Annotated in this window: 10 protein-coding genes; 2 read left to right on the top strand and 8 right to left on the bottom strand. The window is 71.3% G+C overall.

The genetic code is table 11. The annotated features are described in order from the left end of the window. The first annotated feature begins 52 nt into the window (after window positions 1-52). Window positions 53-664 (top strand): TetR/AcrR family transcriptional regulator, encoded by a 612-nt coding sequence (locus ACZ7HT_RS19575; protein WP_471167172.1) that lies wholly within the window; start codon window positions 53-55, stop codon window positions 662-664. A gap of 82 nt (window positions 665-746) precedes the next feature. On the opposite strand, the gene ACZ7HT_RS19580 is transcribed toward ACZ7HT_RS19575, so the two are convergent. From ACZ7HT_RS19580 to ACZ7HT_RS19595, 4 genes are read right to left on the bottom strand one after another with little or no spacing between them, the layout of a single operon-like run. After that, window positions 747-2,108 carry a GH1 family beta-glucosidase gene (locus ACZ7HT_RS19580; RefSeq protein ID WP_471167173.1) on the bottom strand — a complete coding sequence of 454 codons (1,362 nt, stop codon included), beginning with the start codon at window positions 2,106-2,108 and terminating at the stop codon, window positions 747-749. Window positions 2,109-2,134: 26 nt separating this feature from the next. Next, window positions 2,135-2,974: a carbohydrate ABC transporter permease gene (locus tag ACZ7HT_RS19585; RefSeq protein ID WP_471167696.1), complete on the bottom strand. Its 840-nt coding sequence runs from the start codon at window positions 2,972-2,974 to the stop codon at window positions 2,135-2,137. A 19-nt stretch (window positions 2,975-2,993) separates the two neighbouring features. After that, window positions 2,994-4,001, bottom strand: coding sequence for a carbohydrate ABC transporter permease (locus ACZ7HT_RS19590; RefSeq protein ID WP_471167176.1), 1,008 nt, complete (start codon window positions 3,999-4,001; stop codon window positions 2,994-2,996). A gap of 14 nt (window positions 4,002-4,015) precedes the next feature. Continuing rightward, a complete protein-coding gene (locus tag ACZ7HT_RS19595; RefSeq protein ID WP_471167178.1) occupies window positions 4,016-5,326 on the bottom strand; it encodes an extracellular solute-binding protein in 1,311 nt (436 codons plus the stop codon). A gap of 201 nt (window positions 5,327-5,527) precedes the next feature. Between ACZ7HT_RS19595 and ACZ7HT_RS19600 the strand changes: the two genes are divergently transcribed. Continuing rightward, a complete protein-coding gene (locus tag ACZ7HT_RS19600) occupies window positions 5,528-6,838 on the top strand; it encodes an ROK family transcriptional regulator (protein WP_471167181.1) in 1,311 nt (436 codons plus the stop codon). 33 nt (window positions 6,839-6,871) lie between these two features. On the opposite strand, the gene ACZ7HT_RS19605 is transcribed toward ACZ7HT_RS19600, so the two are convergent. The 4 genes from ACZ7HT_RS19605 to ACZ7HT_RS19620 all read right to left on the bottom strand — a co-directional run bounded on the left by ACZ7HT_RS19605 (window position 6,872) and on the right by ACZ7HT_RS19620 (window position 14,512). Further along, on the bottom strand, window positions 6,872-9,049 hold the full coding sequence (locus ACZ7HT_RS19605; protein ID WP_471167184.1) for a discoidin domain-containing protein: 2,178 nt from the start codon (window positions 9,047-9,049) through the stop codon (window positions 6,872-6,874). 224 nt (window positions 9,050-9,273) lie between these two features. Continuing rightward, the gene (locus ACZ7HT_RS19610) at window positions 9,274-10,410 is read right to left on the bottom strand and encodes an XdhC family protein (RefSeq protein WP_471167186.1); all 1,137 of its coding nucleotides are present in this window, start codon (window positions 10,408-10,410) and stop codon (window positions 9,274-9,276) included. A 39-nt stretch (window positions 10,411-10,449) separates the two neighbouring features. Then, entirely contained in the window at window positions 10,450-11,922 is a 1,473-nt protein-coding gene (locus tag ACZ7HT_RS19615) for an NCS2 family permease (protein WP_471167189.1), read from the bottom strand. A gap of 202 nt (window positions 11,923-12,124) precedes the next feature. After that, a complete protein-coding gene (locus ACZ7HT_RS19620) occupies window positions 12,125-14,512 on the bottom strand; it encodes a xanthine dehydrogenase family protein molybdopterin-binding subunit (RefSeq protein WP_471167192.1) in 2,388 nt (795 codons plus the stop codon).

Consider the following 14,512-nt stretch of genomic DNA (forward strand, 5'->3'; position numbering starts at 1 on the left):
GGGGGAGAGGAGGGGGGTGAAAACGGACCCCCGAGGAACGTATGCTGGGAAGGTGGGCGGGGGGAGAGAACCCTACGAAAAACCCCACAAGAACCCCCCCCCCCCCCCCCCGCGCCGCTCCGCCCTGTTCGAGGAGCTCGTCGCCCTCCTCGTCGGGGAGGGCTTCGCCCGGCTGACGCTCGACGACCTCGCCGCGCGTCTCCGCTGCTCGAAGCGGACCCTGTACGGCCTGGCCGGCAGCAAGGAGCAGCTGGTCCGGGCGGCGGTCGTGCACTTCTTCCGGCGGGCCACGGCCCGGGTCGAGGCGGTCCTCGCGGCGGCGACGGATCCGGCCGAGCGGCTCGCGGCCTATCTGCGGGCGGTCTCGGCGGAGCTCGCGCCCGTCTCTCCGGCGTTCTTCGACGACGTGGCGGCCTTCGAGCCGGCGGCCGAGGTGTACGAGCGGAACACCCGCGCGGCGGCGGGCCGGGTCCAGCAGCTCATCGAGGAGGGCGTGCGGGCCGGTGTCTTCCGCGAGGTGCACGTGACCTTCGCGGCCGACGTCATCTCCTCGGTGATGGTCCGCATCCAGCGGCGCCAGGTGGCCGCGGCGACGGGTCTCGCCGACGCCGAGGCGTACGAACAGCTGGCGGAGCTGCTGCTCAGCGGCCTCCGGAAGGCCTGAGACACCCCCAGAAACCACGCACGCCCGGCGCCGTCCCTGGCGGGACGGGGCCGGGCGTGGGCTGCCGGACGAGCCGGGCGCGCTACCGGGCGGCGTGCAGCGCGCGGTGGGCGGCGACCAGCTCCGCGTACCGCCGGCCGCTGGTCTTCACGGTGCGGCGCTGGGTCGCGTAGTCGACGTGGACGAGCCCGAAGCGCTTGTCGTAGCCGTAGGCCCACTCGAAGTTGTCGAGCAGGGACCAGGCGTAGTACCCGGCGAGCGGGGCGCCCTTGCGCAGGGCGCGGGCGCAGGCGGCGAGGTGCTCCTCCAGGTAGCGGGTGCGCTCGGGGTCGTGGACCTCGCCGCCGGGTCCCGCGGTGTCGGGGAAGGCCGAGCCGTTCTCGGTGACGTACAGCCTGGGCACGCCGTAGTCCTCGGTGAGCCGCAGCAGGAAGGCCTCAAGTCCGCCCGCGTCGATCTGCCAGTCCATGCCGGTGCGGGGCACCTCGGGGAGGCGGACCTCGCGGGCGTGCGGGACGGGGCCGGCCGGGTCGTCGGCGACGGTGACGGGGAAGTAGTAGTTGAGGCCGTGCCAGTCGAGCGGGGCCGCGATCAGCTCCGGGTCCCCGGGCCGCTCCGGGAGTTCGACGCCGTACAGCTCGCGCATGTCGGCGGGGAAGCCGCGGCCGTACACCGGGTCGAGCCACCAGCGGTTGGTGTGGCCGTCCATGCGGGCGGCGGCGGCCACGTCCTCGGGGCGGCTGCTCGCGGGGGCGACGGTGGAGTGGTTGGTGACGAGGCCGACCTGGGCGCCGGGGGCGGCGGCGCGGACGGCGGCGGTGGCGAGGCCGTGGCCGAGGAGCAGGTGGTACGAGGCGCGGACGGCGGCCGTGAGGTCGGTGAGGCCCGGTGCCATCCGGCCCTCCAGGTGGCCGATCCAGGCGGAGCAGAGGGGTTCGTTGAGGGTGGCCCACTGGGTGACGCGGTCGCCGAGGCGCTCGGCGACGACGCCGGCGTACGCGGCGAGGTGTTCGGCGGTGTCGCGGACGGTCCAGCCGCCCCGGTCCTGGAGGGTCTGCGGCAGGTCCCAGTGGTAGAGGGTGACGGAGGGGGTGATCCCCGCGTCGAGGAGGCCGTCGACGAGCCGGTCGTAGAAGTCGAGCCCGGCCTTGTTGACGGGCCCGTCGCCGCCGGGCACGACGCGGGGCCAGGCGACGGAGAGCCGGTACGCGTCGGTGCCGAGGCCCTTCATGAGGGCGATGTCCTCGGGCCAGCGGTGGTAGTGGTCGCAGGCGGTGTCGCCGTGGTCGCCGTGGTCGATCGCGCCGGGGACACGGGAGAAGGTGTCCCAGATGGAGGGGGCGCGGCCGTCCTCGGCGACGGCGCCCTCGATCTGGTACGCGGAGGTGGCGGTGCCCCAGGCGAAGGACGGGGGGAAGGCGGCGAGGTCGAGCGGTGCAGACACGGAAGTCCTTTCGGGCCGGGGGTTCGTCACTTGACCGCGCCCGCGGTGAGGCCGGTGACGAGGTAGCGCTGGAGGAGCAGGAACCCGGCGACGACGGGGACGCTCACCACGAGGGAGGCGGCCATCACCTGGTTCCAGTACACGTCGTTCTGGGTGGCGTAGCCCTGGAGGCCGACGGCGAGGGTGCGGGTGGTGTCGGTGGTCATGACGGAGGCGAAGAGGACCTCGCCCCAGGCGGTCATGAAGGCGTAGACGCCGACGGCGACGATGCCGGGGACCGCGGCGGGGACGACGACCCGGAAGAGGGCGCCGAGCGGGCCGCAGCCGTCGACCCTGGCGGCCTCGTCGAGGTCGCGGGGGACGGCGTCGAAGTAGCCGATGAGCATCCAGATGGAGAACGGCAGCGAGAAGGTCAGATAGGTGAGGATCAGACCGCCGCGCGAGCCGAAGAGCGCGATGCCGGTGGCGTCGCCGATGTTGACGTACAGGAGGAAGAGCGGCAGCAGGAAGAGGATGCCGGGGAACATCTGGGTGGAGAGCACGGTCACGGTGAAGACGCGTTTGCCGCGGAAGGCGTAGCGGCTGACGGCGTAGGCGGCGAAGACCGCGACGACAAGGGAGCAGACGGTGGCCGTGCCCGCGACGACCAGGGAGTTCACGAAGTAGTCGGCGAGCGGGACGGTCTGCCAGATGTCGGCGTACGGGCGGAGGGTGAGCCCGGAGGGGATCCACTGGAACTTCCCCGAGACGTCCGCGAGGGGTTTGAGGGAGCTGGAGACCATCACGTACACCGGCAGCAGGACGAAGCCGGTGAGGAGGGTGAGGAAGATCCGGCGGCTCCAGAGGAAGGAGCGGGGGGCGGCCATGGGCGAGCGGGGCTTCTTGTCAGCGGCCACCGGCGGCCTTCCTTTTCCGGGGGTCCCGGGTCGTGAGCAGCAGGTAGACGCCCGTGACGACGAGCAGGAACAGCAGGAGCAGCACCGACATCGCCGAGCCCGTGCCGAAGTTCCAGGTCTGGAACGAGGACTGGTAGATGTGCAGGGAGATCAGGTCGGCGGCTTCGGGGGCGGCCTTGCCGAAGAGCACGAAGGGGGTGTTGAAGTCGTTGAACGTCCACAGGAACAGCACGAGGACGAGGACCTGGTTGACCGGCCGCAGGGACGGCAGGGTGATGTGGCGGATCTGCTTCCACAGGCCGGCGCCGTCGAGGGCGGCGGCCTCGTAGAGCTCCCTCGGGATGTTCTGGAGTCCGGCCATCAGGACGAGGAAGGCGAACGGCCAGCCCTTCCAGACGGAGACGACGAGCAGGGTGACGAAGGCGTTGTCGCCGATGAGCCAGAAGGCGGGGCTGTCGCCGATGCCGAGCTGGTCGTGGAGGACGTGGTTCACCAGGCCGTTGTCCCGCTGGAACATGAACGCCCAGGTGATGACGGCCGCGTAGACCGGCAGGGCGTACGGGACGAGGAAGAGCGCGCGCAGGAAGCCGCGGCCGCGGAAGGTCTCCTGCATGAAGACGGCGGCCGAGGCGCCGAGGATCCAGCACAGGCCGACGGAGCAGAGGGTGAAGAGGCAGGTCGTCACGAACGACTTCAGGAGCGCCTGGCCGACCGGGGCGTCGAAGTCGACCGAGACGGCGTAGTTGCCGAGTCCGGACCAGGGGGCGGCCGTCCAGTCGCGGATGAAGAACTGGGTGAGCTCCTTGAAGCTCATGACGATGCCGATGAGCATCGGCACCAGGTGCACGAGGAGTTCGAGGAGGAGGGCCGGGAGGAGCAGCAGGTAGGGCAGTCCGCGGGCCCGGAGCCGCCCGGGGCGGCGCCTGCGCGGGGCCGCCCCGGGGGTGTGCCGCTGCCCGGTCGACCCGTGGGGCTTCTCGATGGCGGTGGTGGTCATGGTGGCGTCCGGGCTCACTTCTTGGGCATCTGCTGCTGGGCCTTGTCGAGCTTGGCCCGTACGGACTCGGTGGTGACGGGGCGTCCGGCGGCGGCGTCGGCGAAGAGTTCCTTGACGGCGGTGCCGACGACGGTCTCGAACTGGGACTCCTCTGGGACCTGCGGCAGGGCGGCGGCGCTGGTGGCGAGGGTCTGCTTGAGGACGGTGACGGTGGGGGTGTCGAAGGCGGGGTCCTGCTGGGCGGTCCTGACCGGGGGGATGGAGCCGTAGGCGCTGTTGAGCGTCTTCTGCTCCTGGTCGCCGGTCATGAACTTCACGAACTTCAGGGCGCCGTCCTTGTTCCCGGTGTTCTTGAAGACGGCGAGGTTGATGCCGGCGACCATGGAGTTGATCCGCTTGCCCTGTCCGGGGGTGCCGGAGGGGACGGGTGCGGGGGCGACGCCCCAGGCGTCGGGGCTCATGCCCTGGGCCTGGAAGGTGGTGCCGGGGGTCTGCCAGAGGACCATGGCGGTGCGATCCTTGGCGAAGTCGGCGAGGGACTGGTTCTGGGCGTACTCGGCGTTGCCGGGGGCGACGATCTTGTGGGCGGCCATGAGGTCGACGTACTGCTTGACCGCGGCGACGGCACCGTCGGAGGTGAAGTCGGCCTTGCCGTCGGGGGTGAAGAAGTCGGCGCCGTGCTGCTTGCCCATGACGAAGACCTGGTGGATGTTGTTGGCGAGGCTGCCGCCCTCGACGCCGATGGCGGACCTGCCGTCCTTGCTGAGCTTCTTGCCGTCGGCGATCAGCTCGTCCCAGGTGGCCGGCGGCTTCGCTATGCCGGCGTCCTTGAACATCTTCTTGTTGTAGTAGAGCGCGTAGGCCATGGAGTAGAGCGGGACGGCGGCCGGGTCCTGGCCGGTGGCGCCGGTGGAGCCGAGCGCGGAGTCCACGAAGCGGTCCTTGCCGCCGATGGCCTCGAAGTTCTTCGCGTCCCAGGGCAGCAGGGCGCCGGTGGACTGGAGCGAGGCGCTCCAGGTGTTGCCGATGTTGAGGACGTCGGGGCCCTGTCCCGAGGTGGCGGCGGTGAGGATCCGGTTGAGCAGGTCGGACCAGGGGATCACCTCCAGCTTGACCTTGATGCCCGTCTCCTTCTCGAAGCGGTCGAGTTCGGGCTGGAGGACCTTCTTGTCGACCTCCAGGCTCGCGCCCTGGTTGGAGGCCCAGTAGGTGAGGGTCTTGCCGCCGCCGGAGCCGTCGGCCGAGGAGCCGCCTCCGCACGCTGCGGCGGTGAGGGCGAGGGAGAGGGTGACGGCACCGGCGGCCGCGGCTCTGATTGTGCGCATGGCTCCTCATGACCCTTTCGGGAGGTGGCGGGGAGCTGGGGAGCGCGGGGTCCGTGGGGGTGTCCCGCGTTCAGGAGGTGAAGGCTCGGAGGGCCTCTCCCCGGCTTATTTCAGGACGTGAGTTAAACCTCAAGAGAAGGTCGCGTCAAGGGTCCTGGCAGCGGTATCTTGCGGTCAGGACTACTTCACCTGGGGGCCCAAGTGACCATGCGGAACGGCCGCACCGTGCGTGACCTGCGACGCGAGAACCGCACCGCCGTCCTCCAGCGCCTGTACTTCGACGGCCCCCTGAGCCGCTTCTCCCTGGGGCCCGCCACCGGACTGAGCTCCGGTTCCGTCAGCAACGTGGTCGCGGAGCTCGTCGCGGAGGGCCTCGTGGAGGAGGCGGGCAGCGTCGACTCGGCCGGCGGCCGCCCCCGCACGCTGCTGCGGATCACCCCCGGCAGCGGCTGCATGATCGGCGTGGACGTCGGCGAGACCCGCGTCCGGATCGAGCTCTTCGACCTCACCCTCACCGAACTCGCCCGCACCGAGCGCCCCTTGGCGGTCGACCGGCCGAACCCCCATGACCGGTACGAGGTCGGGGTCGTCGTCGAGCACGTGCGGGCGGGCATCGCGGAGGTGCTCCTGACCGCGGGCGTCCCCGCCGAGCGGCTGCTCGGCGTCGGCGTCGGCGTCCCCGGCATCGTCGCCCGTACGGCCGAGGAGGGCGCGGTCGTGCACGGCCAGACCATCGGCTGGGACGCGGTCCCGCTGGAGCGTCTGCTGCGCGGGAGCGTGGACCTGCCGGCCTCGGTGCCGTACTGGATCGACAACGGCGCCAAGACCCTCGGCCAGGCCGAGATGTGGTTCGGTGCCGGCCGGGGCGCGCGCAGTGCCGTGGTCGTGCTCTTCGGCTCGGGCGTCGGCGCCTGCGTGGTCACCGACCCGATGGGGCCCGGCCGGGCGCTCGAATGGGGCCATCTGACGGTACGGGTCCGGGGGCGCCGCTGCCGCTGCGGCGCCCGGGGCTGCCTGGAGGCGTACGCGGGCGCCGAGGCCCTGCTCGAACGCTGGCGCGAGGCGGGCGGGCGGCCCCCGGCGGGCGCGGACGAGGAGACGGCCCTGACCTCGATGCTGGCGGCCGCCTACCCGGCCGACGCGGGGAGGGAGCCGGACGCGACGGCGCTCGCGGTCCTGGAGGAGACCGCCGAGTACCTGGGCGCCGGTTTCGGCGACCTGATCAACCTCTTCCAGCCCGAGCGGATCCTCGTCGGCGGCTGGGCGGGCCTCCAGCTCGGCGCCCGGTTCCTGGAGACGGTGAAGGGGTACGCCGCCGAGTACGCCCTGACGTACCCGGCGGCGCGGGTCTCCATCGGCATGGGGACCCTGGGCCCGGACGCGGTGACGGTCGGCGCGGCGATCCTGCCGCTCGCGGACTTCTTCGCCCGGGGCGGCCGGCGGGCCGAGGCGGAGCCGGCCGAGGAGCAGCCGGCGTGGGCGTCGACCGTACGGGAGAGGGCGGCGCACTGACCGCGCGCCGCCCTCCGCCCCGCCCCGCGGGGATCAGGGGTACGAGACCACCGTGGACGGCACGGTGTCGGTGCCCGAGGTCGGGGCGCCGGTGGTGTTGATGACGTGCTCGTACTGGCCCTTGCCACCGAGCGAGACCACGAGCAGGTCGTGGAACCTGACGCCGGGCTTCACCGGGGCCCGGAAGCCGTGGTCCTGACGGATCGTCGGGTCCACGTTGTAGTAGCAGTAGCTGCCGAGACCCCAGCCCTCGTGGGTGGTCACGGAGTCGTCGACGCGGTAGGCGGCGTAGCCCTTGTAGGGGCCGTCCTGGACGGCGGCCTGGTTCGGGGCGTCGTAGGCCTTCTCGTTCTGGAAGAAGATCGTGCGGCCGCGCTCGCCGAACCACTCGACGTCGTACTTGTTGAAGTGCTCGACGAAGAGTCCGGTGGCGAGGACGTCGTCGCCGTACACGCGGACGCCGTAGTCGGCGCGGTTGGTCTCCCAGCCGACGCCCTCACCGTGGTCGGCGCGCCAGACCCAGGTGTGGTCGACGATCGTGTCGTCGTTGTTGACCACCATGGCGGTGGTCGCCTTCCCGGCGCCGGCGCCGCCGACGCGGAAGTACACGTCCTGGACGGTGGTGGGGTCGGCGGCGTGGTCGGCGGAGGCGTTCTGCGGCCCGACTTCGAGGAGCGTCGGCGAGTTGACGGTTCCGGCGTCGATCAGGAAGCCGGCGAGGCGGACGCCGTCGACGTCGGCGACGCGCATCGCGGTGACGCCGTTGTCCGGAACGATCGTGGCCAGGCCGAGGCCGAGGACGATCGTGTCCGCGCGGTTCACGGTGATCGTCCGGTCGACGTGGTAGACGCCGGGCGTGAACAGCAGGTGCAGGCCCTGGTCGAGCGCCTGGTCGATGGTGGCGGCGGTGGTGCCGGGCTTGACGACGTAGAACCGGCTCAGCGGGATCTTCTCGCCCTGCGGGATGCCGTTCGCCCAGGTGGTGCCGCGGGCGTCGGTCCGCTTGGCCGGGACGAAGACCTTGTACTGGTCGTCCTCCCAGATCAGATACGGCTTCTCGCGGGAGATCGGGGTGGTGTCGAGGGTGGTGTACCTCGGCTCGGGGAAGGCCTGCGCGGGTGCGCCTTCGGTGCCGGAGAAGACCTGGTTCCAGACGGAGTTGGACCAGCCGCCGATCGAGCTGTCGCGGGTGTACCACTGCTGCTGCGAGTAGTTGCCGATCTGGCCGTCGATCTTCGAGTCGGCGATGTAGCCGCCGCTGGCCCAGCCGTAGCCGTTGGGGGCGAGGTTGAGCCCGCCCTTGACGTGCATGCGGCGGAAGGAGGAGGCCTGGGCGACGGCCCAGCGGTCGGTGCCGTTCACCGGGTTGAGGGCGAGGCCCTCGGCGCCGCGCCAGAAGTTCTGGGTGGCGTTGCCGTTGAACCAGCCCGCGTCGACGGTGACGTCGCCGTTGATGGTGGTGTCGTCGGGGCGCAGTCCGAGGCCGGCGATCTGGGTGTAGAAGCCGAGCTGGGCGTTGAGGCCGTTGTAGGTGCCGGGCTTGAAGAGGAAGGCGTGCCGGCCGCCGCCGAACTGGGCCGACTCCTGCTGGGCGAAGACCTCGTCGAGCTTGGCCTGGATGCCGGGCGTGGCCGGGTCGAAGACGTGCACGTTGGGCCCGAGGTCGCCGCCGCCGGGCAGGGCGGGGCCGCCGTCGGCGGTGCCGTACACCTGGAACTCCCAGAGGGAGTAGCCCCAGGCGGTGGCCCGGGTGGTGCCGTACACGCGGACGTAGCGGGCGGTGCCGGTGACGGGCAGCGACTCGTTGCCGCCGGGGCCGTTCGCCGTGCTGTACGCGGTCGTCCAGTCGGTCCCGTCGCCGGAGAGCTCGATGCGGTACGCCTTGCCGTAGGCGGTCTCCCAGCGCAGGTCGACCCTGCTGAGCGCGGCCGGGGCGCCCAGGTCCACCTGGATCCACTGCGGATCGGCGAAGGCGCTGGACCAGCGGGTCCCCGGGTCGCCGTCGACGGCGGCGCTCGCGGGGGTGCCGCCGTTCTCCTGGCTGGAGGCGGTGGCGGGCCTGCCCTGCGAGAGCAGGACGGGGGCGGCCGCGGCGGGAGGCGCGGCGACGAGCGCGAGCAGACCGGCGAGGAGCGCGGTCACGAGGGTGGCGGCGGTGGCGCGTGGGCCCGGGCGTGGGGGTGGCGCGAGTCGGGTGCCGGATGCGGGCATGGCTCGAACTCCTCATGTACGAGGGGGGTTTGGGGATGGGGAGCGCGCACTCCGCAACAGATGCTCACGGCTGCCCGGATCCGGGTCAAGCCATGGGACCACTTTTCTTTTGACTTGCATTAAGTGTCGAGAGAGGAGCGGGGCACAACGGAGCGCGCCCCGGGGCAGGTTCGTCCTGCTCCGGGGCGCGCGAGGGTCCGGTGACTGCGCGACCGGCCCTGTGACTACGCGACGGACCCTATGCGCCCGTCCGGCTCGCGGGGCCCCTCGGGGTGGATCGGGGTGTGGGCGCCCGTGAGGGAGACGCCGGTGCCGCCGCGGCGGTTGGCGACGATCTCGGCGCCGATCGACAGGGCGGTCTCCTCGGGAGTGCGCGCGCCGAGGTCGAGGCCTATCGGGGAGCGCAGGCGGGCGAGTTCGAGTTCGGTGACGCCGACCCCGCGGAGCCGCTCGTTGCGGTCCTCGTGGGTGCGGCGGGAGCCCATCGCGCCGATGTACGCGACGGGAAGCTTCAGGGCGGCCTGGAGGAGGGGCACGTCGAACTTGGCGTCGTGCGTGAGGACGCAGAGGACGGTCCGGCCGTCGACCTCCGTCGACTCCAGGTAGCGGTGGGGCCAGTCGACGACGATCTCGTCGGCCTCGGGGAAGCGGGCCGGCGTCGCGAAGACGGGCCGCGCGTCGCAGACGGTGACGTGGTAGCCGAGGAACTTGCCGACCCGGACGAGGGCGGCGGCGAAGTCGATGGCGCCGAAGACGATCATGCGGGGGGCGGGGACGGAGGACTCGACCAGGAGGCTCAGCGGCTGTCCGCAGCGGCTGCCGTCCTCGCCGATCTCCACGGTGCCGGTGCGGCCCGCGTCGAGCATGGCCCGGGCCTCGGCGGCCGCGGTGCGGTCCAGCTCGGGGTGGCCGCCGAGCCTCCCCTCGTACGAGCCGTCGGGACGGACGAGCAGGGCCTGCCCCAACAGTTCCTCCGGTCCGTCCACGATGCGGGCCAGGGCCGCCGCCTCCCCCGAGACGGCGGCGGCCAGCGCGGCGGGGAAGACCCCGCCGCGGACCGGGGTGACGAGGATGTCGATGATGCCGCCGCAGGTCAGACCGACCGCGAAGGCGTCCTCGTCGCTGTAGCCGAAGCGCTCGACGACGGTCTTGCCGTCTTCGAGGGCCTGGACGCACAGGTCGTAGACCGCGCCCTCCACACACCCGCCGGAGACCGATCCGATCGCCGTGCCGTCGCTGTCGACGGCGAGTGCGGCTCCCGGCTGCCGGGGCGCGCTGCCGCCGACCGCGACCACGGTGGCGACGGCGAAGGTGCGTCCCTGCTCGACCCACCGGTGCAGCTCTTCGGCGATGTCCAGCATGTCGGTCTCCTTGGGTGTGTACGGAGGGCGGGTCGGGCGTCAGCTGACGCCCAGCCACCCCTCGATCGGGTGGAGGGCGAAGAACACGATGAAGATCGCGGTCAGGGCCCACATGAACGCACCGACCTCGCGCGCCTTGCCCTGCGCCACCTTGATGACGGTGTAGGCGATGACGCCGGCCGCGACGCCCGGGGTGATGCTGTAGGTGAACGGCATCAGGACGACGGTCAGGAAGACCGGGATCGCGACGGAGCTGTCGCCCCAGTTCACGTGCTTCGCGTTCATCATCATCATCGCTCCGATGACGACCAGGGCGGCGGAACCGACCTCACGGGGCACGATCTGGGTGATCGGGGTGAAGAAGATGGCGGCCGCGAAGAACAGACCGGTGATCACCGAGGAGAAGCCGGTGCGGGCGCCTTCGCCGACGCCGGTGGCGGACTCCACGAAGACGGTCTGGCCGGAGGCGCCGGAGACGCCGCCGATCGCGCCGCCCGCGCCGTCGATGAACAGCGCCTTGGAGAGGCCGGGCATCCGGCCCTTGTCGTCGGCGAGGTTGGCCTCGGTGCCGACGCCGATGATGGTGGCCATGGCGTCGAAGAAGCCGGCGAGGACCAGGGTGAAGACGATGACGCCGACGGTGATGAAGCCGACGTCGCCCCAGCCGCCGAAGGAGACGTCGCCGAAGAGCGAGAAGTCCGGGCTGGAGACCGCGCTGCCCTTGAGCTCCGGAGCGCCGTTGGCCCAGGAGCCCGGGCCCTTGGCCGGGATGTCCGCGACCGCGTTCACGATCAGGGAGACGATGGTGCCGGCGACGATGCCGATGAGGATCGCGCCCGGAATCTTGCGGGCCTGGAGCGCGAAGATCGCGAGCAGGGTGACCGCGAAGATCAGGACCGGCCAGCCGACGAGCTCGCCGCCTGCGCCGAGGGTGATGGGCGGGCCGAACTGCGGTCCCGCGCCCACGAAGCCGGCCTTGTTGAAGCCGATCAGGGCGATGAAGAGACCGATGCCGATGGTGATGCCGTGCTTGAGCGGCAGCGGGATCGCATTCATGATCATCTCGCGGAGACCGGTGACCACCAGGAGGCAGATCACCAGACCGTAGACGACACACATGCCCATGGCCTGCGGCCACGTCATCTTGGGCACGACCTGGGTCGCGAGCACACCGGAGACGCTGAGACCCGCCGCGAGGACGAGCGGGACCTTGCCGACGAAGCCCATCAGCAGGGTGGTCACCGCCGCCGCGAAGGCGGTCGCCGTGATGACGGCGGAGGCGGCCAGGACGTGCTTGTCGACGTCCGGGCCTCCGAGGAGGATCGGGTTGAGCAGGAGAATGTACGCCATCGCCATGAAGGTGGTGACGCCGCCGCGGATCTCCGTCGCGACGGAGGATCCTCTCTCCGAGATGTGAAAGTACCGGTCGAGCCAAGAACGGCCGGCGGGGACGTTGGAGCCGGAGCCCGCGTCCTCCGAGGCGGTCTTGGGCTCCACAGACGACTGGGTCATGGGGCCTACTCCCAAGGTTCAAAGGGGCACCCGCACGAGGGGGGACTCGTATCAGCGGGATTTGGGAACTGCTGTTGGCTGCACGACCCGGGGGACGGCCCGAGACGAACGGGGTACTGCGGGTACTGCGGGTACTGCTGCTCCGGGCGGTGCGGGCGGGGAAGTGTGACGTTCCTGGGAGGCACACACCGCCCGGAGAGTCCTACAGGGTGCCGGTGAGCGCCTCGGGGCGGACCGGCGTCTTGTTGAGCTCCAGGCCCGTCGCCGCCCGGATCGCCGCGAGGACGGCCGGGGTGGACGACAGGGTCGGGGCCTCGCCGATGCCCCGGACGCCGTACGGCGCGTTGGGGTCGGCCAGTTCGAGGTAGTCGACCGGGATGGTCGGCGTGTCGAGGATCGTCGGGATCAGGTAGTCCGTGAAGGAGGGGTTGCGCACCTTCGCGGTCTTCGGGTCGACGATGATCTCCTCCATCACCGCGACGCCCAGGCCCTGGGTGGTGCCACCCTGGATCTGGCCGATCACGGAGAGCGGGTTGACCGCCTTGCCGACGTCCTGGGCGCAGGCGAGCTCGATCACCTTCACGAGGCCGAGCTCGGTGTCCACCTCCACCACCGCGCGGTGCGCGGCGAAGGCGTACTGGACGTGGCCGTCGCCCTGGCCCGTGACGAGGTCGAAGGCCTGCGTGGGCCGGTGGCGCCACTCCTCCTCGACCTCCACGACCTGGTCCTCCAGGACGTCCGCGATGGACGCGAGGGCCTCGCCGCCGTCGGTGACGACCTTGCCGCCCTCCAGGAGGAGTTCGGCGTTGGCCCAGGCCGGGTGGTACGAGCCGAACTTGCGCCGGCCGATCTCCAGGACCTTCTCGCGGACGATCTCGCAGGAGTTCTTGATGGCGCCGCCGGTCATGTACGTCTGGCGGCCCGCGGAGGTCGAACCGGCCGAGCCCACCTGGGTGTCGGCGGGGTGGATCGTGACCTGCTGGACGCCGAGCTCGGTACGGGCGATCTGGGCGTGGATGGTGACGCCGCCCTGGCCGACCTCCGCCGCGGCGGTGTGGACCGTGGCGACGGCCTCGCCGTTGATGACCTCGATGCGGATCCTGGCGGTCGAGTAGTCGTCGAAGCCCTCGGAGAAGCCGACGTTCTTGATGCCGACGGCGTAGCCGACGCCCCGTACGACGCCCTCGCCGTGCGAGGTGTTGGACAGGCCGCCCGGCAGCGCGCGGACGTCCGCGCCCTCGCCGGCCGTCTCCCACTGGCGCTCCGGCGGCAGCGGGCGGGCCTTGACCCGGCGGAGGAGCTCGGCGACCGGGGCCGGCGAGTCCACGACCTGGCCGGTCGGCATGATCGTGCCCTGCTCCATGGCGTTGAGCTGGCGCAGCTCCACCGGGTCCATGCCCAGCTTGGCCGCGAGCTTGTCCATCTGCGCCTCGTAGGCGAAGCAGGCCTGGACCGCGCCGAAGCCGCGCATGGCGCCGCAGGGCGGGTTGTTGGTGTAGAGGCCGATCGCCTCGATCTCGACGTCCTCGATGACGTACGGGCCGACCGAGAGGGAGGAGGCGTTGCCGACGACCGAGGCCGTGGACGACGCGTACGCGCCGCCGTCGAGCACGATCTTGCACTTCATGTGCGTGAGCTTGCCGTCCTTGGTGGCGCCGTGCTCGTAGTAGAGCTTCGCCGGGTGCCGGTGGACGTGCCCGAAGAAGGACTCGTACCGGTTGTAGACCATCTTGACCGGCTTGTTGGTACGCAGGGCCAGCACGGAGGCGAGGATCTGCATCGAGATGTCCTCGCGGCCGCCGAAGGCGCCGCCGATGCCGGCCATCGTCATGCGGACCTTGTCCTCGGGCAGGCCGAGGCAGGGCGCGATCTGCTTGAGGTCCGAGTGGAGCCACTGGGTGGCGACGTACAGGTCGACGCCGCCGTCCTCGGACGGTACGGCGAGGCCGGACTCGGGGCCGAGGAAGGCCTGGTCCTGCATGCCGAAGGTGTACTCGCCCTTGACGATGACGTCGGCGCGCTTGGCGGCCTCGTCGGCGTTGCCGCGGATGATCGGCTGGCGGTGCACGATGTTCGGGTGCGGGACGTGGCCGGAGTGGTGGTCGTCGCGGTTCTCGTGGACCAGGATCGCGTCCGGTGCGAGGGCGGAGGCCTCGTCCGTGATGACCGGGAGCTCCCGGTACTCGACCTTGATCTTCGCGGCGGCGCGGCGGGCGGTCTCCGGGTGGTCGGCGGCCACGAGGGCGACCGGCTCACCGTGGTGACGGACCTTGCCGTAGGCGAGGACCGGGGTGTCCTGGAACTCCATGCCGTAGTTCTTCGCGGCCGGCAGGTCCTCGTGCGTCAGGACGGCGTAGACGCCCGACACGGCGAGGGCCTCGGAGGTGTCGATGGACACGATCTCGGCGTGGGCGACCGTGGAGCGCAGGACCTGGCCCCAGAGCATCTCCTCGTGCCACATGTCGGAGGAGTAGGCGAACTCGCCGGTGACCTTGAGGGTGCCGTCGGGACGGAGCGTGGACGCGCCGATGCCGCCCTGGGTGTGGTTCTGGGTGACGTCCCTGGGGATACCCGTGGTGGTGCCAGCCAT

It is taken from the genome of Streptomyces sp. NPDC037410, from assembly GCF_055602235.1.

What these genes read in the sequence shown, in the direction of transcription:
- ACZ7HT_RS19615 (WP_471167189.1), bottom strand. Translation starts at nt 11,922, where the DNA reads ATGACCCAGTCGTCTGTGGAGCCCAAGACCGCCTCGGAGGACGCGGGC.
- ACZ7HT_RS19585 (WP_471167696.1), bottom strand. Translation starts at nt 2,974, where the DNA reads ATGGCCGCCCCCCGCTCCTTCCTCTGGAGCCGCCGGATCTTCCTCACC.
- ACZ7HT_RS19620 (WP_471167192.1), bottom strand. Translation starts at nt 14,512, where the DNA reads ATGGCTGGCACCACCACGGGTATCCCCAGGGACGTCACCCAGAACCAC.
- ACZ7HT_RS19590 (WP_471167176.1), bottom strand. Translation starts at nt 4,001, where the DNA reads ATGACCACCACCGCCATCGAGAAGCCCCACGGGTCGACCGGGCAGCGG.
- ACZ7HT_RS19610 (WP_471167186.1), bottom strand. Translation starts at nt 10,410, where the DNA reads ATGCTGGACATCGCCGAAGAGCTGCACCGGTGGGTCGAGCAGGGACGC.
- ACZ7HT_RS19595 (WP_471167178.1), bottom strand. Translation starts at nt 5,326, where the DNA reads ATGCGCACAATCAGAGCCGCGGCCGCCGGTGCCGTCACCCTCTCCCTC.
- ACZ7HT_RS19605 (WP_471167184.1), bottom strand. Translation starts at nt 9,049, where the DNA reads ATGCCCGCATCCGGCACCCGACTCGCGCCACCCCCACGCCCGGGCCCA.